The sequence below is a fragment of the Polaribacter sp. KT 15 genome, assembly GCF_900143115.1.
In the GTDB taxonomy this organism is placed as follows: domain Bacteria; phylum Bacteroidota; class Bacteroidia; order Flavobacteriales; family Flavobacteriaceae; genus Polaribacter; species Polaribacter marinaquae.
The window spans coordinates 1,651,155-1,671,095 of sequence record NZ_LT670850.1 but is presented as its reverse complement, the minus strand read 5'-3'; the positions used below and the strand labels follow the sequence as shown (position 1 = coordinate 1,671,095).

The following is a 19,941-nucleotide window of genomic DNA, read 5'->3' as shown; positions in this document are numbered from 1 at the left end:
TCTATTTTATTTATTAAACTAAGTAGAAAAAGGTAAATACAAATACCCAAACTAAATCTACAAAGTGCCAATATAAACCAACTTTTTCTACCATTTCATAATGTCCTCTTTTTTCATATGTACCTAAAATTACATTAAAAAAGATGATGATATTAATTATTATACCAGATAATACGTGAAAACCATGAAAACCAGTAATAAAGAAGAAGAAATCTGCAAAAATTGTATTACCATACTCATTTGCTTTTAAGTTTGCCCCTTCAACTACCATTTTAGTTTTAGCCAGTTGTAAAGAACCTTCTTCTCTAGATAATATTGTTTTTTTCTTGTTGTCTATTAATTCTGTTCTTACTTGAATATCTGGGTTAGCGTTGTAAGCAGCTAAAACTTGTGCTACAGAATAAGTAGCAATTGTTTCTTCACTTTGAAACCATAAACCATTTTTTCTAGTGTGCTCTACCCTATCATCTGTTCTTTCTCCGGTAACAAAATCTGCTAAAGCAATTTGTTTACCGTCTTTTACAAATTGTAAAACTTTACCATCTGTAGTTTTAACAGCACCATAAGAACCTTTAATAAAAGTATTCCATTCCCAAGCTTGCGAACCAACAAAAATAATACCTCCAATAATTGTAGCAAACATATACCATGCTACTTTATTTTTTTTCATTTGATGACCAGCGTCTACGGCTAATACCATTGTTACAGATGAAAATATTAAGATAAACGTCATAATAGCAACGTAAATCATTGGAAATTCTCCGTGTACAAAAGGTACGTGAGTAAAAACCTCATCTGCTATTGGCCAAGAGTCGATAAATTTAAAACGAGTTAAACCATAAGCAGCTAAAAACCCTGAAAATGTTAATGCATCTGATAAGATGAAAAACCACATCATCATTTTACCATAACTAGCGCCAAATGGTTTTACACCACCACCGCTCCAGGTTTCTTTTTTGTCAGTTGGTACAGCAATATTTGCTTCCATAAATGTAATCTATTAATTAAATGTTAGAAATAGTTTCGCAAAATTAATCATTTTTCATCACCTAATAAAATAGAAAAAGAAAAATAGATAAATCCATAGTATATCTACAAAATGCCAAAAGATAGCGCCAAGTTCAAACCCCAGCAAATCATTTGGTTTATATTTATATTTAAAATGATTATAAATAACAACAAAAAGTACAATAACACCAGCTATCAGGTGAAAAACATGCATTAATGTAATACCAATTATAAACGATGTAGACACTGTGCTACCTGGTCCTGTAAAATACAAACCAAGACTTTTTAGTTCGTTAAAACCTTCATATTGTTGCCAAATAAAAGCGATACCTAAAATAAGTGTTACTACTACAAATATAAGCGATAACTGTCTTTTATCTTGTTTTAAAAATCTTTGAGACAAAATTAATGTAATACTACTTAATATAATTAGTGCTGTACTTGTATAAAATGCAATTGGCAAATCAAAAGTAACCCAATCATCTCTTTTCATGCTTATTACATAAGCACTTGTTAAACCTGCAAAAAACATAACCATACTAATCATCGAAACCCACAACATTGGTTTTGCAGATTTTTTTCTAGCAACAGTTAGTTCTTGTTGTAATGTTTGTTCTTCCATCTGTCTTCTTTTAATGTAAAAATTTATCTACCACATATATAATTTGTACTACTGTTATGTACAAAACACTAGATAACATTAACTTTCTTGCATCAATATTATCTTCACTTTTATATAATTTTACTCCGTAAAAAAGCATCATCACACCAAATAAAGCAACTATTATAGCTGTTATTGGGTGAATATAAAATGAACCAGAAACTTTTAACACAGGTGCTATTGATACCAAGATCATTATTACTGTGTAGAAAATAATTTGTTTAATTGCGCCTTTGTCTTTAGAACCCATTGGCAACATATTAAATCCTGCTTTTTTATACTCTTCAAATTGCAACCATCCAATCGCCCAAAAATGCGGGAATTGCCAAAAAAACTGAATCATAAATAAAAACCCTGCTTCTATACCAAAATTGTTTGTTGCAGCAACCCAACCTAACATAAATGGTATTGCACCTGGTATTGCACCCACAAAAACAGTTAATGGTGTTACAGATTTTAAAGGCGTATAAACACAAGTGTATAAGAATATAGATATTGCGCCAAACAATGCAGATTTAGGGTTTATACTGTACAAAATTGCCAAACCAAAAATTGTGAATAAAACTGCAATTGTTAACGCGACGTTTACAGACATTCTACCTGTTGGTAAAGGTCTATTTTGTGTACGTTTCATTATAGCATCTGTATCTTTTTCTATAATTTGATTAAATGCATTAGATGCACCAACCATAAAAAAACCACCTAAACCTAAAAGAAAGAGTGTAAAATAGCTCACAGTTTCTACTGCTAACAAATATCCTGCAATAGAAGAAAACACAACACTTAAAGACAAACCAACTTTTGCTAATTGTTTTAGGTCTGAAATAATACTTTGCATAGATGTTTTCTTATCGGAAATAACTGTTGAATTCATATTACTACCATTATTCTGCAAAGATATTTGATAAAAATGAATCTACCATAGCTTTTAAGAGTTTTGATAATAAATAAAAAACCCACTCAATAAATTGAGTGGGAAAATTGCTATGAAAAAGAAAAAGTGTGATTCTATAGAAGAATCACACTGCAAATATAATCATTATTCGATTATAAAAACCAAAAATTTATATAAAATTAAAAATCTAAATACCAATTAAATAAATCTGCTCGTATTCCGGCAGAAAACCATACTGTATTTCCTTCTGGATATGTTTGAGTAGAAACTTTTGGCGAAAACTTTCTGTATGTAAAGCCTGCAAATAAACTTAGTCTATTAGACGGGTTGATTAAATAATTACCTTGTAAATCTGCAATAAAAATATTTGCAGTATTACCTTGTGCCAATTCATTACCAACATCGCTAAATCTATCTTCATAAGATTGATAAATGTTACCACCATAACTAATTGCCTCATCTTCAAAGTCAAATCCTTTTTTACCTAAGGTTAACTTACCACTAAAAGACCATCTGTCTTTCTTATATCTTGCAATTGCAATTGCTTCATAAAAGTTTGCTCCCCACAAATGCCCCATTGGTTGGCTATAGTTACCATAATTTAAAATAGGTGTTTTGTGAGCAAAAGTATAAGGTCTAGCATAATTGTATTCTAACTGTAGAAATAAATCATCAACATTAAATGCATCAAAGTATTTTGCACCTAATTGATACGCAAATTTGTTTTGCCATTTCCCTAAATCATTTAAATTTCCTACTGAAAATTCATCAACAATTAATTGAGAGTATAAAGAAACATTGTTATTTAACTTGTATTTACCTGTTAAACCAATAATAGCATTACCAGAATCTTCTCCTCTATTAAATTCTACGGATCTATAGAATATCACCGGATTAAAAAACGCTGCATCAAAACCATTTTCTCCTGTAGATATTGCTGTTTCAAAGAATCCGATATTTAATTTCTCTGTTAAGTTTAAACTTAAATAATGTGCTGCAATATATTTTCTAGCATGCTCGTTAGGATTGGAAGCAGATGAAATTGATGGCTCTGTATTCCACATCCAAACATTTGTGTATTGCAATTTCCAAAAATCTACTTTCATCTTTAAGTAAGTGGTTGGTGCAGAAACATCCGATAAAATAAAAGATCTGTAACCGTCACCAATAAAATTTCTACCATTACCAAATTGAAATTGCATAAATTTATTTGGTTGAAAAGCTAAATAACCTTCTGCAACAGGATAATCGAATGCATCATCCTTAAAAGCCTTCGCTTTTCCTCTACCAGGAACTAAACCATCAGAATTTTTTGGTCTAGTTAATAAAGATCTGCTACTAATAAAGCTATTTACATAATCTGCAAATCTTGCCTGACTTTCATAAACCGTTGCAGAGTAAGAAAACTTATCACCCAAACCTCCATTAACAGTTAAAATTCTAGAGTTGTTATATGTATAAGAAACATCAGAATTGTCTTTTCCTAATTGTACATCAACTAGAAAATCTAAAGTCAACCAAAAATCTTTCTTTTTTACTTGCAGTAAATGTTCATTCCATAGTTTTCTGCCCAACCAAGACTCTTTATTCGGTTTTAAAAACTTTGTTTTCTCTTTACTTAAATCTAAATATTTATTTATTTCATTATAAACATATGGTTTAGAAGCTGTATGCGTACCACTAGCTTTGTGCAATGCAAATTCATAATCTACATAGTTTTGATGTGTAAAAGGAATATTTAACAAGCTATTATGTTCTAAAAAAACAGAATCTGCCAATCTACTTTTTTCTACAGTTATAGATAAATCTTCTTTCGAAGTCAAAAAACTCTTTTTTATTGGTGCCTTGGTTTCTTTATTATTTTTTAAAACCGGAAACTGAATTGGCAATTCAAATTGCATTTCTACACTTCTATTATTATATTTTGCAGGAGTAATTCTTGTAAAAACCTTAAAAGCTCTTAAAACTTCTTTCTTTATTTCTTGGTACGGTGTGTTTACATAGATAACCTCAAAATCACCTTCTTTAGTTACTATAAATAAAACATTTGCTGTACCTTTATATTGTTCATTTTCTACATTTGCAGGTGTTTTAAACTCTGCAAAAAAATGTTTTTTTGTGGTTTCGTAAAAACAGTTTTCTATGGATGTTATTTCTGATCCTTTACAACCATCAAAAACAGGATACCTCTCTGACTGAGCATAAAATAAAGAAGGTAATATTAAAACTAAAAGGAAGAATTTTTTAATCATTTTTTAACTGTATAACTATATTATTTTTTAATTGATATTTCTGATTACTCTCTTTACAAACGGCAAAACCGTTATCATCGAAAATTAATCTATGCCCATATTCGCTTACCCAACCAATTTGTTTAGAAGGGTTGCCAACTACTAAAGCATATGGTAAAACCTCTTTAGTAACAACGGCTCCTGCGCCAACAAAAGCATATTTACCTATATTATTACCACAAACAATGGTTGCATTAGCACCAATACTAGCACCTTTTTTTACAACTGTAGTTTTATATTCGTCTTTTCTTTTAATTGCACTTCTTGGATTTATTACGTTTGTAAAAACCATAGAAGGGCCAAGAAAAACATCATCTTCGCAAATAACACCAGTATAAATAGAAACGTTATTTTGCACTTTTACATTACTACCCAAAACAACTTTAGGCGAAACCACAACATTCTGACCAATATTACAACCTTTACCGATAACACAATTAGACATTATGTGGCTAAAATGCCAAATCTTAGTGTCTTTGCCTATTGTGCAATCTGTATCTATAACAGCTGTTTCGTGTGCAAAAAAATCTTTCAAAATTAATAACCTTGGTTTACGTTCTGTATTTTATTTATAATTTGTTTAGAAGAAGAAGTTCCTATTCGGTCAACTCCTAAATCTATCATTTTAGTTGCCATTTCATAATTTTTAACTCCGCCAGCTGCTTTAACCTTTAATGGTTTTGCATTTTCTAGAATTAACTTTATAGTTTCTAAAGTTGCGCCGTTTGCAGATTTATCATCAGTTTTAAAAAAACCTGTAGAGGATTTAACAAATACATTTTTTGCATTTTCTAATCCAAACTTTTCAATTACAACTTCTTTTATAAGCTGTGAAATTACAATTATTTCTTCACTAGATAATGCGGCAACTTCTATAATAAATTTTGCTTTCTTATTATGTTTTAGGCAAAGCGCAGTGCATTCTTCTATTTCTTTTTTAATTGATGAAATTTTGCCGTTTTTAAACGCACTATAATCTACAACAAAATCTAATTCATCTGCAGTTAAATTAATAGCTTCTTTTGCTTCTGAAATTTTGTTTTCTAAGGATGAGTTCCCAGCAGGAAAATTGATAACAGTCCCTATAACTACATTTGATTTTGCATCATTTAAAAGTCTTCTTACAACTTTTATGTAATTGGCACGAATCATAATCAATTTATACTCATATAAAATTGCTTCTTCAACCAAACTTATAACATTTTGAAGGTTTTCTTCTTCGGTTATACCAGCTTGTTCTGCAGTCTTTAAATAGGTAGCATCTAAAAATTGATTTATTTTCATGCTACAAAAATAACAAAATCTAAACTATACAATACTAAAAAGCCCAACCAATTGGTTGGGCTTAAAATATTACTCTACACTAAATGCGATGGGCAAATTATATCTAACTCTTACAGGTCTATTTCTTTGTTTTCCTGGGGTAAATTTAGGCAGTTTTTTTATCAGTCTACTTGCTTCTTTTTCTAACCTTTTGTGTGGTGCTCTAATTTTTACATCGACAACGTTTCCTTTGTCATCAATTAAAAATTGTGTCTGAATTTTATGAACCCCAGAGTGTAAACCTAATTCATTACCTAAACCTGCATCAAAGTTACGTAGCACAAACTGTTTCATTTTTTTATCAAAACATATTTTATTTTCTTTCTTAGACAAACCTTCACAACCCTTAAAAACAGGTGCGTCTTCTATATTAATAAACGGTACATCGTTAATTACTGGATTCTCATCAGGAATATCAACCTCTACAATATCATCAGCATTTATAATAACGGGTTCGTCTTCTGATGTATCTATTACAGTTTCTACAACATCGTTTTTAACTTTCTGAACCTCTTCTGGTATAAAAACTTGTGGTTTTATAGCCTTAGGTTTCGGATTTGTTTTGACTTCTTTTACAAATTCGAAAACCTGTGTGGGTTCTAAATATATTTTTTCGGACGAATACTCTTTTATTTCTGCAACAGTTTTCTTTGAAGTTTCGTGCTCTAGAGTTATATAAACAATAAAAAGAACGAGTACAAGACCTAATTGTGTAAAAATGTTAGAGAATTTCTCTAATTGCTTTGAAGGTAGTTTTTTAAGGTTTTTCATAATTAAGAAATTTTTTATGTTAAGACTTTGTTAAAACAAAGAACGTGCCATAAAAAAAAGCATCACTTATGTGATGCTTTAATAAAACTGATTAGCCCCCTACAGTTAACCAGTTTCAAATTTCAAAAAAATTGTTGCATTCCCCTAAAATGCTATACAAATCTAAATAAAAACAAGAGTGTTAAATTTTAGACTTGTACAAATGGTTCTTAAAAATGTATAATTGGTCTGTTTTTTTATCAAAACGTAAAAATTATAAGACAAAAAGTATGTTAATTAAGCAAAAGTGTTACTAAATTTATATAATATAGCAATTCTGAATAAATTACAATCATGTTAAAAGCTGTTATTATAGATGATGAACCGAAAGCCATACAAGGCTTATCTTGGGAATTGTCTAATTTTGAAAATGAAATTAGTATTGTCGCTACCTTTAATGAGCCTGAAGAGGCTTTAAAATATTTAGCTGTTAACGAAATCGATTGTCTATTTTTAGATATCGAAATGCCTACAATGGATGGATTTCAGTTTTTAAGTAAATTAACAACTAAGAATTTTGCAGTTGTAATTACGACTGCTTATAACGAATACGCAATAAAGGCGCTTAAAAACGAAGCTATTGATTATCTTTTAAAACCTATTGATACAGATGATTTAGAAGAAACTATTGCTAAAGTAAAAAAGCATAATTTACGATCTATAAATTCAAACGATATAGAAAAAGTGTTATTGAATTTTAATGACAAACAGACTTCAAAAAAAATTACGCTTAGCACAGATGGTAAGCTTATTTTTTTAGAACCGTCTGAAATTACATTTATTGCTTCTGACGGAAATTACTCAACAATTTTTACCGATGACAACAAAAAAATAGTGGTAACCAAGAAGATAAAAGAAATTCATGCCTTATTACCACAAAACGTTTTCTTTAGAATCCATAATTCTTATGTTATCAATTTAAATAAAGTAAAAGAATACTTAAAAACCGATGGTTATGTTGTGTTAGAAAACAATCATAAAATACCGGTTTCTAGAAGTAAAAAAACAGAATTCTTAGAAAAATTTTAATTTATGAAGTCTAAAATATTTTTAATTCTGTTTTACCTTTTATCTAATGTTCTTTTTAGTCAAAAAAATGATTTAAAAAGTAAATTAACTTATCTTATTTTTAACAAACCCACTAGCATTAGTGCTATCGATTCTATTTTTAAAGGTAACGAGAAAAACAAAAAAATTTTAGAAGAAATAATTGCAACAAGTAAAGAAAACAATTATTTGGAAGGATTATTTTACGGTAAAAGTACTTTAGGAAAATATTATAGAGATATTTCTTTATTTAATGAAGCTTTAATTCAATATAACGAAGCCTTAAAAATTAGCAAAGAATTAAATAGTATAGAAAATGAAATTACTACCTTAAATAATATTGGCTCTGTTTACAGAAGGCAAGACGAAATAATTAATGGTTTAAATTACCATAAAGAAGCATTAGACAAAGGTTTAAGTGTAGAAAACCCAAGTATAGAAATTCAGAAATTAATTAGTATTTCAGAAAACGGAATTGGTAACATTTACAATTCATTGAAACAATACAACCTGGCTCTAAAAGAGTTTGAAAAATCTATCGTAATTCATCAGAAATTAAATTACAAATTAGGTTTAGCTATCAATCATAAAACAATTGGTACTGCTCACGAAGCTTTGGGTAATTTAGATGAAGCTCTAAAAAGTTTTAAAAAATCTTTAGATTATAATAATCAAATAGACTCTAAAATTGGTAAAATTATTTGTGGTTATAGTATTGCAAATGTTCTTACAAAAAAAGGCAATCATCAAAAAGCATTAAAAACCGTGAGTGCAGTTTTACCGCTAGCAATAGAAGAAAACGACAAGTTTTATTTATCGAATACATATAATACCTTGGGCTTATCCTACGGATATTTGGGCAATTATGATGAAGCAAAAAAATATTTACTTACTGCTTTAGAAATTGCCAAAAAGCATAAAATTCAAACAATTGTAGTAAAAGCAAACGAAAACTTGGCTTTCTTATACAACAAAACAGGCAATTATAAAGAAGCTTACAGCCATTATAAAGTTGCAAAAGAAGAAGATTTTAAAACATTTAACGCAAGAAATTTAATTTATGTTAGAGACCTAATTACCGAGTACAATAAAGAAAGAGCAGAAAACCAAATTAAAGATTTAGCTAAAAAAAATCAAATTGCACATTTAAAAGTAACTCGAAATAGAAATTTACTAATTTTTTCTATTAGTATTCTTTTATTTATAGTTGTTACCTTGTTTTATAGAGGTCAGCAAAAAGAACTTAAAACTGAAAAAAAGATTCTTTCTTTAAAACAAGATGCATTAAGAATGCAAATGAATCCTCATTTTATGTTTAACGCGTTAAACTCTATAAAGCTTTACATTATAGAAAATGATCAAAAAAAGGCTACTTCTTACCTAAATAAATTTTCTAAATTGATGCGAAAAATTTTAGAGGCTTCTTCTATTCAAGAAACTAGTTTAGCAGAAGAATTAGAAACAATGAAACTTTATATGAGTATAGAGAATATTCGTTTTTCTAATGAAATTGACTTTCAGATTAAAAATGATGATGCAGTTAATTTAAACGCAATTAAAATACCTCCTTTAGTTTTACAACCTTTTCTAGAAAACTCTTTGTGGCATGGTTTATCAACTAAAAAAGAGAATAAAAAAATGAGTATTACGTTAGAAAAAGTATCTAACGAGTATATTAAAATTGAAATTGAAGATAACGGAATAGGTAGAAAGGCTGCTGCTAAAATTAAAGCAAAAAAATCGATTCAAAGAAAATCTATTGGCATCGAATTAACCAAAGATAGATTAGAAACTTTTGCAAAACCTCTTAAAAATAATTTTGAATTAACTTACAAAGATGTTGTTAACGAAAACAACAAAACCTGCGGAACAAAAGTTATTTTAATGTTTCCTCTATTTTAGATGTTTTTCTGCGACTTTTTCTAATTCTGCGTACCAATTTTCGCCAAACTTTCTAATTAAAGCTTGCTTTACAAATTTGTAAACCGGCACTTGCAACTCTTTACCTAGAGTACACGCATCGTCACAAATTTCCCATTTATGATAGTTTACAGCAGAAAATTCACTGTAATCTTTCACTCTAACTGGGTATAAATGACAAGAAACAGGTTTTTTCCAATCAATTTCACCTTGATTATAAGCTTCTTCTATTGCACAAAGTGCCGTATTTTTTTCATCAAAAATTACGTAAGCACAATCTGCACCATTAATTAATGGGGTTTCTAACTCACCCCATTCGCTAGTAACCCAAGTACCTTCTTTTTCAATTACCTCAATTCCTTCTTTTCTTAAAAAAGGTTTTACTTTAGGATATATATCTTCTAAAATCTTGGTCTCTTCTTTATCTAAAGGCGCACCCGCTTCGCCGTCTATGCAACAAGCACCTTTACAAGCAGAAATATTACACACAAAATCTTTTTCGATTATATCTTCTGATACTATAGTTTTTCCTAGTTGAAACATGCTACAAAAATAAGATAATTATTTTCTTTAATTTTACACTTCAGTAAAGTAAGTTGACTAATTTTGCAAAATAAAATAAACGATTATGAATTTTAATTTTAAAGAGATATTTACCGCCTTTATGGTACTTTTTGCTGTAATTGATATTATTGGTAACATTCCTATTATTATCGATTTAAGAAAGAAAGCAGGCCACATTCAATCTGAAAAAGCGTCATTAATTGCTGGTGTAATTATGATTATTTTTCTGTTTTTAGGACAAAGTTTATTAAGTTTAATTGGTATTGATGTAAATTCTTTTGCTGTTGCTGGTTCTTTTATTCTGTTTTTTATTGCATTAGAAATGATTTTAGGAATCACTCTTTATAAAGATAGCGAAGATGGTGTAAATGCTATAACAGCTTCTGTTTTTCCTTTAGCATTTCCTTTAATTGCTGGTCCTGGTAGTTTAACAACCTTATTGTCTTTAAGAGCAGAGTTTCATATAGAAAATATTATAACAGCTGTTTTATTAAACGTAATTTTAATTTACGTAGTTTTAAAAACATCTTCTAAGATTGAAAAACTAATTGGTCCTAACGGAATTCAGATAATTAGAAAAGTATTTGGTGTTATATTATTAGCTATTGCTGTAAAATTATTCGCTCAAAATATTAAAGCTTTATTTATTTAATATGGTTTTTGATGCTTTAATACTTGGTGGTGGTGTTTCTGGTTTACAGTGCGCATTAGTTCTTGGTTCTGCAAAAGACAAGCCTTTTTTTGATCAAAAAAAGGTCGGAATTATCATGCATCAAAAAAATTCTCATCTGCAAAATGCTTTATTTAATAATGTTTTAGGTTTAGCTCCGGTAAAACTAGGAAGAGAGATTCTTACAGAAGGAAAAAAACATTTAGAAGAACTTTATAGTGAAATTCAGCAAATTGAAAATGAAAAGGTAATTGCAGTCAAAGAATTAGCAGATACTTATCAGGTTAAAACAAATAAAGCCACCTATCTTTCTAAAATAGTAGTTTTAGCTTTAAATTATTCTAAACCATTTACTATTGATGGGTTCGATGAGTACATTATACCGCATAAAAAAGCAAATCCAGAGAAAGACAGAATTCAACTTTTAAACAACGATCACTTTATAAAAAAAGGTCTTTATTGCTGCGGAACAATTGCAGGACATAGAAGTCAATACGCCATTGCCGCAGGAAGTGGAGCAGCAGTTGCAACAGATATTTTAACTCTTTGGAACAATAACAAACACGTTAAAATTCATCATAAAATTTAACAATAAAAAAGCCAGCTAATTAGCTGGCTTTTTTATTTTATTTAAATCAATATTTACTCTACCGTAACCGATTTTGCAAGGTTTCTTGGCTGATCTACATTTTTATTTAGCATTACAGCAATGTGGTAAGATAATAACTGAAAAGGTATTGTTGTTAATAACGGTGTTAAAGCCTCTTCTGTTTCTGGTATTTCTATAACATGATCTGCAATTTCTTTAACTTGAGTATCACCTTCAGTTACAATTGCAATAATTTTTCCTGCTCTAGATTTAATTTCTTGAATATTACTTACAACTTTTTCGTAGTGTCCTTTGTTTGTTGCAATTACAAAAATCGGCATATTCTCGTCAATTAAGGCAATTGGACCATGCTTCATTTCTGCAGCAGGATACCCTTCTGCATGAATGTAAGAAATTTCTTTAAGTTTTAAAGCACCTTCTAAAGCAACAGGAAAATTAAAGCCTCTACCTAAATATAAACAATTTGGTGCATCTTTATAAACTGCTGCTATTTCTTTTACTTTTTCATCAATTTTTAATAAGTCTTCTACCTTTTTTGGTATCAGTTGCATTTTTTGTAAAAATGTTCTTAATTCAGACTTAGAAATTTCTCCTTTTTTAGAGGCTAATTTTAATGCAATTAATGTTAAAACAGTAATTTGAGTAGTAAAAGCTTTTGTTGATGCTACACCTATTTCTGGTCCTGCGTGCGTATAAGCACCAGCATCTGTTTCTCTAGCAATAGAAGAGCCAACTACATTACAAATACCAAATACAAAAGCACCTTTAGATTTTGCTAATTTAATTGCCGCTAAAGTATCTGCAGTTTCACCAGATTGTGAAATTGCAATAACTACGTCTTTAGATGTAATTATTGGGTTTCTATATCTAAATTCTGATGCATATTCTACTTCTACAGGAATACGAGCTTTATCTTCAATTAGGTATTCTCCAACCAAACCTGCATGCCAAGAAGTACCACAAGCAACAATGATAATTCTCTCTGCATTTAAGAATTTATTCATGTGATTGTCTATTCCAGCCATTCTAATAACCCCTTCATCTGGTAACATTCTACCGCGATAAGTATCTATAATTGCCTTAGGTTGCTCATGAATTTCTTTCAACATAAAATGGTCGTAACCACCTTTTTCAATTTGATCTAAACTAATCTTTAACTTTTGAATATTTGCATCAACTAAAGAATCGTCTTTTATCTTACGTATTTTAATTCCTTTATCTAATTTGATGATTGCCATTTCTTCATCTTCTAAATAGATAGCATCTTTCGTATACTCAATGAAAGGAGAAGCATCAGAAGCAATAAAAAACTCTGAATTATCTTTACCAACGCCAATTGCAATCGGACTTCCTAAACGAGCTACAATAATTTCGTTAGGTTTTGTTTTATCAAAAACCGCAATGGCATAAGCACCAATAACATTATTTAAAGCTAATTGAACTGCCTTACCTAATTTACAATTTTCTTGTTTTTTAACTTCTTCAATTAAGTTTATTAATACCTCTGTATCTGTATCACTCTTAAAAGTATAACCTCTAGATATTAATTCTTTCTTTAAAGTATCGTAATTTTCTATGATTCCGTTATGCACGATAACTAGATTTCCAGATTGAGAAGAATGAGGGTGAGAGTTTGTATCATTAGGTATTCCGTGAGTTGCCCAACGTGTATGACCGATTCCTATTTTACCAACCTTTCTTACTTCTTCATTATTCGTAATAGATTCTAATTCAGAAACTTTTCCTTTAGTTTTAGATAAGTGAATTTTCTCTCCGTCATACATCATAAGACCAGCACTATCGTAACCTCTGTACTCTAATCTCTTTAATCCGTTAATTACAATAGGGTAAGCATCTCTAAAACCTATATAACCCGTAATTCCACACATAACAATTAATTTTTTAATTCTTTTTCTTTGAATAAGATATTTTCAACTGAGCTCTTCTGGCTCCGTTTAAACTTTCATCACCGTTTAAAATAGATACAGATTTAGGATTCCAGTTATATCTAGTATACGTAGTATCTGCAATTTGAGCATCTGTATTATTAAACACCTTTAGCCTTAACATAGGGTTATAATTCGTCTCACCACTCAATAAATCAGAAACATAATCAGTAATTTTAAATACATAATTATCTTTCTTACTATTTTCTCTAACCAAGTTTCCACCAAAAGTAGCAGATTCAGAATAACTATCTTTTACATGACTTAAGATAGGTGTTCCCGTCGCAGAAACGCCTCTTTTATATAAATGAAGTCTATTTGGTGCAGTAACTGTATCCGAAGATTGATTTATGTAAAAAGTTAAGGTAGCATCATTTATTAACCATTCTTTGTTTTTAAGGACAGAAATTTGATTTCCTTGTAAAATCTCTACATTAGCTTCAGAACCAGCAGCTCCTTGTATTTTTACTTCATTATTTGCTGGGTAAACCTTGTTATTAACTGCATATTTACTGTTGATAATACCGCCTAATTGAAACGTATGTGTTTTTGTAATCACAGTATCAATTTCTGTACTGTTTGCTTTAAAAAACGTGTTTGTATAGTAAACTTCGATTAATGGATTTAACGCAGCAGTTGCAGAACTTCTTAAATTAAAAGCAATTAAAGAACCTCCTTCTTCTCCAGAATCATGTACTTTTTCTTTTGCCTCAATTACAATTCCTCTAAAAAAATTATTAAAAGTATTCTGAGAATCGAAATTAGATGTACCATAATTATCTAAAAACGTTTCTTTTACAAATGTTTCGTCTAAAGGTATAATAGCCATTGGCAACCCAATTTCTGAAGCAGCACTAGAAGTATATCTAATAGTGTCTGTTTGATGAATTGCACCTAAACTATTCCTTCTTTTAACAATCACTAAAGTATCGCTAGGATTTGGTTTAAAATCCATATCTTCTTCAATAGTCAATGGTGTAGATTTTGTCTGATAAGTTGCATCAGAAAAAAATGAATTTGTTTTTGTAGGATCCTCTGGATTAAGAGTATTTAAATATGTATTTAATTCATAAATATTTAAAGTAAAAGGTAATTCTTGATTTCCTATAATAGAGTCTAAAGTATAAACTGGTCTATCTGTATTAGAAACTAACGTTGAGTGATATGGTAGTCTTAAAAAAGCTGTATCAATTGTAGTTTCATATGCTAAATTATCAGGGTTTTCATAAGACACAATTTCTAATTCTGGATCTATGCTAATTTGAGAGACAATAGATGCTTCTATTTTTTCATACTCGTCATTAATATAAGTTCCTAAAAGATATTGCCCTTGTAAACCAAAATAAGGTGATGATAGTAACTCTAAACCGTCTGCTTTAACATTATCTATTGGTGCATTAGAAACCAAAACTTCTAATATCGTATCGTTTGTAGTAAACTTTGTATTACTTACAACACCACTATTTATATCTGTAAAATCTTTTTCGCAAGAAATAACACCTGCAAGTACTAGTAATAAAACACCAAAATAGGCATTCTTTCTAAAAATATTTTTCACACTAAAATAATTAAGTTGCTGAAACTAAATCAGCATAAAAATTTAAATAACTTTCTTTAAAATTCTCTTCTTGAAAACCTAAAACAGGAATTTCTTTATCTTCTATAAAAGAAGTTAATTCTTCTGAAATGTCTTCACTACCATGTATAATTGCATCAGAATTTTCTATGGCACTTTTTAATATATTAGTATGGTTAGGTGTACTAATTGTTGCTATTTTACTATTATCATTTAAATCGAACTTAACTTTATCTGCTAATTCTTCATCTAAATTTCCTTCGAAAGGATTGTTGTAAATAGAAGTAACAATTTTACTTTCTGTAAACAATGGTTCTTCATTATAAAACTCTCTTAAATAAAGTGGTAATAAAGAAGCCATCCAACCATGCACATGAATAATGTCTGGAGCCCAGTTTAATTTCTTCACAGTTTCTACAACACCTTTTGCAAAGAAAATTGCACGTTCGTCATTATCTTCAAAAAGCGTATCGTCTTCATCAGTAAAAACGGCTTTTCTTTTAAAATATTCTTCATTATCTATAAAATAAACCTGCATTCTTTCTTTTGGTATCGATGCAACTTTTATAATTAATGGCATATCCATATCATTCACAACTAGATTCATTCCAGAAAGACGAATTACTTCATGTAATTGATGTCTTCTTTCGTTTATTACGCCATATCTTGGCATAAAAATTCTAGTTTGTACTCCTTTAGAATGTGCATTTTTAGCTGCATTAAATGCAGTTGACGATAGTTCTGTTTCTGGTAAGTAAGGTACTACTTCAGATGAAACGAATAATATTCTCTTGTCCTTCATTAAATCAAACTCTTTTATGAGATTTGCAAAAATACAAATTTTTATGCTAATATCGTGTTAAAATGGTAAGTTTGCACACTTTAGCAACAAGATAACAATGAAAATATTCAACAACAAAAAAGACCTAAAAGACTGTATTTTAGAGTATAAACTCAATAAAAAAACAATAGGTTTTGTACCAACTATGGGCGCTTTACACCAAGGTCATTTGTCTTTAATACAAAAAGCAAAGAAAAAAAATGACATTGTTGTGGTAAGTATTTTTGTAAATCCTACGCAGTTTGACAATGCAGAAGATTTAGAGAAATATCCAAAAACATTAGAAAACGATTGTAAACTTTTAGAGTCTGTTGCTTGTGATGTTTTATTTACACCTTCTGTTGATGAAATTTATGCCGATAAAATTATCTCTGAAAAATTTAGTTTCGACGGATTAGAACACCAAATGGAAGGAAAATTTAGAGATGGTCATTTTGATGGTGTTGGTACAATTGTAAAAACTTTATTTGAAATTGTAACACCTAACAAAGCCTACTTTGGCGAAAAAGATTTTCAGCAATTACAAATTATAAAAAAGATGGTGCAAAAGCATCAGCTTGATGTAAAAATAAAAGGCTGCCCTATTTTTAGAGAAGATGATGGTTTAGCAATGAGTTCTAGAAATACTAGATTAACAAAAGAACATCGAGAAATTGCACCGTTTATTTACAAAACGCTTAAAAAAGTTAAGAAAAATTTTGGCACAAAAAGTGTAATAGAATTAAACGAATGGGTAGAAAATCAATTTAAAAATCAACCTTTATTAGAGTTAGAATATTTTACAATTGCAGAAGAAAAAACTTTAGAAACTGCAGAAACTAAAATAGATAATAAAAAATACAGAGCCTTTATTGCTGTATTTGCAGGAGAAATAAGATTGATAGATAACATTCGACTAAAAAATAATTAACTAAAAAAATAGTATTTTTGCCATATGTTAGTACAAGTAGTAAAATCTAAAATCCACCGTGTAAAAGTTACAGGTGCAGATTTAAATTATATAGGAAGCATTACCATAGATGAAGATTTAATGGATGCTGCAAATATTATTGAAGGAGAACGTGTTCAAATTGTTAATAATAATAACGGAGAACGTTTAGAAACGTATGCAATACCAGGACCAAGAGGAAGCGGAGAAATTACACTAAACGGTGCAGCTGCAAGAAAAGTTGCCAAAGGAGATGTATTAATTTTAATTGTTTATGGTTTTATGGAACTAGAAAAAGCAAAAACATTTAAACCTTCTTTAGTTTTTCCTAACGAAAAAGACAATACACTTACTTAGTTTTGAACATAAAGAAAATTTTAAAAACTATATTACCTCTCGCTTTGGGAGGTTTTTTAGTTTGGTATTCTATCTCAGAAATATCAATAGAAACCTTAGCTACCTACTTTAAAGAAGCAAATTATAGTTTTATTTTTCTAGGTTTATTTTTTGGTATTTTAAGCCACTTATCTAGAGCATATCGCTGGAAATTTATGCTAGAACCATTAGGCTTTAAACCTAAATTTACTAATAGTGTTTTAGCTGTTTTGGTTGGCTATTTGGTAAATTTGGCATTACCAAGAGCCGGTGAAATCTCTAGAGCAACTGTAATGGCAAACTACGAGAAAATTCCGTTCGAAAAAGGCTTCGGTACCATTGTCGCAGAAAGAATTGCAGATTTAATTATGATGCTTTCTATTGTTGCAATTACACTATTTGTTCAATTCGATTTTATTTACAACCTACTTACAAAAAACTTTAACCCAACAAAAATTATTATTGGCTTAGCAGTTTTAATTATTGGTTTTTACATCTTTACATCATTTGTAAAAAAAGCAGAATCTGGTTTTTTATTAAAAATTAAAACTTTTGTTACCGGTTTAATAGAAGGCGTTACAAGTATTTTTAAAATGAAAAATAAATGGGCTTTTATTTTTCATACTATATTTATCTGGGTAATGTATGTTGCTATGTTTTGGGCAACAATACCCGCTATAGATGGCTTAGAAGTACCTTTTGGCGGAATTCTAATCGGTTTTATTGCCGGTGGTTTTTCAATTGCAGCAACAAATGGCGGTATTGGTTTATATCCAATTGCTGTTGCTAGCGCGTTAGCTTTATTTAACGTTGCCACAGAACCGGCAACAGCTTTCGGTTGGATTATGTGGACCGCGCAAACCGCAATGATTATTATTTTTGGTGGATTAGCATTTCTGTTTTTACCAATATATAATAAAAGTAAATAATTTTTTTGGGCGTTACCTAAAGGTCGCGCTTTACACTATATCTTTTTGCGAAAAGGCAAAAAGAATGCCGTTTCAATCGCTAACGCAACTATTTGGTTACTAATTACACAACTAAAATAGCTGTTATAAATTAATTTTACTTTGTAACTTTACTTGTTTAATACTTTTAATCAAAAAAATTAAATGGCTAAAACCAAAACAACTTTTTTCTGTCAAAACTGTGGCACACAACACGCAAAATGGGTTGGGCAATGTGGCGCTTGTAAAGAATGGAACACCATTGTAGAAGAAGTTATTCAAAAAGAAGAAAAACATGTTTGGAAACAATCTACAACTGCAAAACAAACAGTTAACAAACCTTTAAAAATTGCAGATATTGTTCTAAATCCAGAAGAAAGAGTAGTTACCAATAACAACGAGTTAGATACTGTTTTAGGTGGCGGATTGGTAAAAGGATCTGTAACACTTTTAGGCGGAGAACCTGGTATTGGTAAATCTACATTATTACTACAGGTTGCTTTAAATATTAGTCAAAAAGTATTGTATGTTTCTGGTGAAGAAAGTCAATCTCAAATAAAAATGAGAGCAGAAAGATTAGATGCAAAAAATTCTAATTGTCTAATTCTAACAGAAACAAGCACACAACAAATTTTTAAAAACATAGAAGAAACTATGCCAGATGTTTTGGTTATAGATTCTATACAAACATTGCATACAAACTCTATAGAAGCATCACCAGGTACAATTTCTCAAATAAGAGAAACCTCTGCAGAATTGATAAAGTTTGCAAAAGAAACCGCTACTCCTGTTTTATTAATTGGTCATATTAACAAAGAAGGAAACATTGCAGGACCAAAAATTTTAGAACACATGGTAGATGTTGTTTTACAATTTGAAGGAGACAGAAATCATACTTATAGAATATTAAGAAGTCAAAAAAACAGATTTGGTTCAACATCAGAACTAGGTATTTACGAAATGCTTTCTAACGGCTTAAGAGAAATCTCAAATCCGTCTGAAATACTAATTTCGAAAAAAGATGCAGATTTAAGCGGAACCGCAATTGCATCAACCTTAGAAGGAATTAGACCGTTAATGATAGAAATTCAGGCTTTAGTTTCTACAGCAGTATATGGAACTCCGCAAAGATCTACCACCGGTTATAATCTAAAACGTTTACACATGATTTTGGCTGTTCTGGAAAAAAGAGCAGGTTTTAAATTAGGTGCAAAAGATGTTTTTTTAAATATTACTGGCGGAATAAATGTAGATGATCCTGCAATAGATTTGGCTGTTGTAGCGGCAATTTTATCGAGTAATCAAGACATAGCCATTAATCCAAATGTATGTTTTGCTGCAGAAGTTGGTTTGGCCGGAGAAATAAGACCGGTTTCTAAAATAGATCAAAGAATTACCGAAGCAGAAAAATTGGGTTACAAAACACTTGTTGCTTCTAAGTACAATAAAATTTCTTCTAAAAACCATTCTATAAGACTTGTTTTAGTTGGTAAAATAGAAGAGGCATTTGCTACTTTATTTGCTTAATT

The 19,941-nt window shown here is 29.8% G+C and carries 19 protein-coding genes; 8 read left to right on the top strand and 11 right to left on the bottom strand.

The features are described 5' to 3' along the window. Positions 1-13: 13 nt before the first annotated feature. From B5464_RS07590 to B5464_RS07560, 7 genes are all read right to left on the bottom strand, one after another. Entirely contained in the window at positions 14-988 is a 975-nt protein-coding gene (locus B5464_RS07590) for a cytochrome c oxidase subunit 3 (RefSeq protein ID WP_079737887.1), read from the bottom strand. Positions 989-1,045: 57 nt separating this feature from the next. Further along, a complete protein-coding gene (locus B5464_RS07585; RefSeq protein WP_079737886.1) occupies positions 1,046-1,630 on the bottom strand; it encodes a cytochrome c oxidase subunit 3 in 585 nt (194 codons plus the stop codon). Between the two features lie 10 nt (positions 1,631-1,640). Then, entirely contained in the window at positions 1,641-2,543 is a 903-nt protein-coding gene (cyoE, locus tag B5464_RS07580) for a heme o synthase (protein WP_079737885.1), read from the bottom strand. A gap of 200 nt (positions 2,544-2,743) precedes the next feature. Beyond that, complete coding sequence (locus B5464_RS07575) at positions 2,744-4,816, bottom strand: hypothetical protein (RefSeq protein WP_079737884.1); 2,073 nt, start codon at positions 4,814-4,816, stop codon at positions 2,744-2,746. Beyond that, positions 4,809-5,390: an acyltransferase gene (locus B5464_RS07570; protein ID WP_079737883.1), complete on the bottom strand. Its 582-nt coding sequence runs from the start codon at positions 5,388-5,390 to the stop codon at positions 4,809-4,811. The genes B5464_RS07575 and B5464_RS07570 overlap by 8 nt, the downstream gene beginning before the upstream one ends. A gap of 2 nt (positions 5,391-5,392) precedes the next feature. Beyond that, entirely contained in the window at positions 5,393-6,139 is a 747-nt protein-coding gene (gene deoC / locus B5464_RS07565; RefSeq protein WP_079737882.1) for a deoxyribose-phosphate aldolase, read from the bottom strand. A 69-nt stretch (positions 6,140-6,208) separates the two neighbouring features. After that, the gene (locus B5464_RS07560; RefSeq protein ID WP_079737881.1) at positions 6,209-6,949 is read right to left on the bottom strand and encodes an energy transducer TonB; all 741 of its coding nucleotides are present in this window, start codon (positions 6,947-6,949) and stop codon (positions 6,209-6,211) included. Positions 6,950-7,282: 333 nt separating this feature from the next. Between B5464_RS07560 and B5464_RS07555 the strand changes: the two genes are divergently transcribed. Together B5464_RS07555 and B5464_RS07550 are read left to right on the top strand one after the other, a co-directional pair. Next, the gene (locus B5464_RS07555) at positions 7,283-8,017 is read left to right on the top strand and encodes a LytTR family DNA-binding domain-containing protein (protein WP_079737880.1); all 735 of its coding nucleotides are present in this window, start codon (positions 7,283-7,285) and stop codon (positions 8,015-8,017) included. Positions 8,018-8,020: 3 nt separating this feature from the next. Then, entirely contained in the window at positions 8,021-9,937 is a 1,917-nt protein-coding gene (locus B5464_RS07550; protein WP_079737879.1) for a tetratricopeptide repeat protein, read from the top strand. Here the strand turns inward: B5464_RS07550 and B5464_RS07545 are convergent. Next, on the bottom strand, positions 9,929-10,498 hold the full coding sequence (locus B5464_RS07545; RefSeq protein WP_079737878.1) for a DUF3109 family protein: 570 nt from the start codon (positions 10,496-10,498) through the stop codon (positions 9,929-9,931). The genes B5464_RS07550 and B5464_RS07545 overlap by 9 nt on opposite strands. 85 nt (positions 10,499-10,583) lie before the next feature. Here B5464_RS07545 and B5464_RS07540 point away from each other — a divergent pair, with 85 nt between their 5' ends. Next, positions 10,584-11,171, top strand: coding sequence for a MarC family protein (locus tag B5464_RS07540; RefSeq protein WP_077810772.1), 588 nt, complete (start codon positions 10,584-10,586; stop codon positions 11,169-11,171). A gap of 1 nt (position 11,172) precedes the next feature. Continuing rightward, complete coding sequence (locus B5464_RS07535) at positions 11,173-11,778, top strand: FAD-dependent oxidoreductase (protein WP_172830871.1); 606 nt, start codon at positions 11,173-11,175, stop codon at positions 11,776-11,778. Positions 11,779-11,831: 53 nt separating this feature from the next. Here the strand turns inward: B5464_RS07535 and glmS are convergent, their stop codons facing one another. The 3 genes from glmS to B5464_RS07520 are packed head-to-tail and all read right to left on the bottom strand — an operon-like array spanning position 11,832 to position 16,123. Continuing rightward, positions 11,832-13,688: a glutamine--fructose-6-phosphate transaminase (isomerizing) gene (gene glmS / locus B5464_RS07530; protein WP_079737877.1), complete on the bottom strand. Its 1,857-nt coding sequence runs from the start codon at positions 13,686-13,688 to the stop codon at positions 11,832-11,834. Between the two features lie 13 nt (positions 13,689-13,701). Beyond that, the gene (locus tag B5464_RS07525; RefSeq protein WP_079737876.1) at positions 13,702-15,303 is read right to left on the bottom strand and encodes a DUF4270 family protein; all 1,602 of its coding nucleotides are present in this window, start codon (positions 15,301-15,303) and stop codon (positions 13,702-13,704) included. A 10-nt stretch (positions 15,304-15,313) separates the two neighbouring features. Further along, the gene (locus B5464_RS07520) at positions 15,314-16,123 is read right to left on the bottom strand and encodes a glycogen/starch synthase (RefSeq protein WP_079737875.1); all 810 of its coding nucleotides are present in this window, start codon (positions 16,121-16,123) and stop codon (positions 15,314-15,316) included. Positions 16,124-16,220: 97 nt separating this feature from the next. Here B5464_RS07520 and panC point away from each other — a divergent pair, with 97 nt between their 5' ends. The 4 genes from panC (at position 16,221) to radA (ending at position 19,939) form a co-directional block, all read left to right on the top strand. Beyond that, positions 16,221-17,072: a pantoate--beta-alanine ligase gene (panC, locus tag B5464_RS07515; protein ID WP_079737874.1), complete on the top strand. Its 852-nt coding sequence runs from the start codon at positions 16,221-16,223 to the stop codon at positions 17,070-17,072. 24 nt (positions 17,073-17,096) lie between these two features. Beyond that, complete coding sequence (panD, locus tag B5464_RS07510; RefSeq protein WP_079737873.1) at positions 17,097-17,447, top strand: aspartate 1-decarboxylase; 351 nt, start codon at positions 17,097-17,099, stop codon at positions 17,445-17,447. Between the two features lie 2 nt (positions 17,448-17,449). Next, entirely contained in the window at positions 17,450-18,394 is a 945-nt protein-coding gene (locus B5464_RS07505; RefSeq protein ID WP_079737872.1) for a lysylphosphatidylglycerol synthase transmembrane domain-containing protein, read from the top strand. A gap of 183 nt (positions 18,395-18,577) precedes the next feature. Continuing rightward, on the top strand, positions 18,578-19,939 hold the full coding sequence (gene radA / locus B5464_RS07500) for a DNA repair protein RadA (RefSeq protein WP_079737871.1): 1,362 nt from the start codon (positions 18,578-18,580) through the stop codon (positions 19,937-19,939). Positions 19,940-19,941: the final 2 nt, after the last annotated feature.

Bases quoted from the DNA above. Each gene is read 5' to 3' on its own strand.
- radA (WP_079737871.1), top strand. From the start codon at position 18,578: ATGGCTAAAACCAAAACAACTTTTTTCTGTCAAAACTGTGGCACACAA.
- B5464_RS07520 (WP_079737875.1), bottom strand. From the start codon at position 16,123: ATGAAGGACAAGAGAATATTATTCGTTTCATCTGAAGTAGTACCTTAC.
- B5464_RS07575 (WP_079737884.1), bottom strand. From the start codon at position 4,816: ATGATTAAAAAATTCTTCCTTTTAGTTTTAATATTACCTTCTTTATTT.
- B5464_RS07535 (WP_172830871.1), top strand. From the start codon at position 11,173: ATGGTTTTTGATGCTTTAATACTTGGTGGTGGTGTTTCTGGTTTACAG.
- B5464_RS07550 (WP_079737879.1), top strand. From the start codon at position 8,021: ATGAAGTCTAAAATATTTTTAATTCTGTTTTACCTTTTATCTAATGTT.
- B5464_RS07585 (WP_079737886.1), bottom strand. From the start codon at position 1,630: ATGGAAGAACAAACATTACAACAAGAACTAACTGTTGCTAGAAAAAAA.
- B5464_RS07540 (WP_077810772.1), top strand. From the start codon at position 10,584: ATGAATTTTAATTTTAAAGAGATATTTACCGCCTTTATGGTACTTTTT.
- B5464_RS07555 (WP_079737880.1), top strand. From the start codon at position 7,283: ATGTTAAAAGCTGTTATTATAGATGATGAACCGAAAGCCATACAAGGC.
- deoC (WP_079737882.1), bottom strand. From the start codon at position 6,139: ATGAAAATAAATCAATTTTTAGATGCTACCTATTTAAAGACTGCAGAA.
- panC (WP_079737874.1), top strand. From the start codon at position 16,221: ATGAAAATATTCAACAACAAAAAAGACCTAAAAGACTGTATTTTAGAG.
- B5464_RS07545 (WP_079737878.1), bottom strand. From the start codon at position 10,498: ATGTTTCAACTAGGAAAAACTATAGTATCAGAAGATATAATCGAAAAA.
- panD (WP_079737873.1), top strand. From the start codon at position 17,097: ATGTTAGTACAAGTAGTAAAATCTAAAATCCACCGTGTAAAAGTTACA.
- B5464_RS07560 (WP_079737881.1), bottom strand. From the start codon at position 6,949: ATGAAAAACCTTAAAAAACTACCTTCAAAGCAATTAGAGAAATTCTCT.
- cyoE (WP_079737885.1), bottom strand. From the start codon at position 2,543: ATGAATTCAACAGTTATTTCCGATAAGAAAACATCTATGCAAAGTATT.
- glmS (WP_079737877.1), bottom strand. From the start codon at position 13,688: ATGTGTGGAATTACGGGTTATATAGGTTTTAGAGATGCTTACCCTATT.
- B5464_RS07590 (WP_079737887.1), bottom strand. From the start codon at position 988: ATGGAAGCAAATATTGCTGTACCAACTGACAAAAAAGAAACCTGGAGC.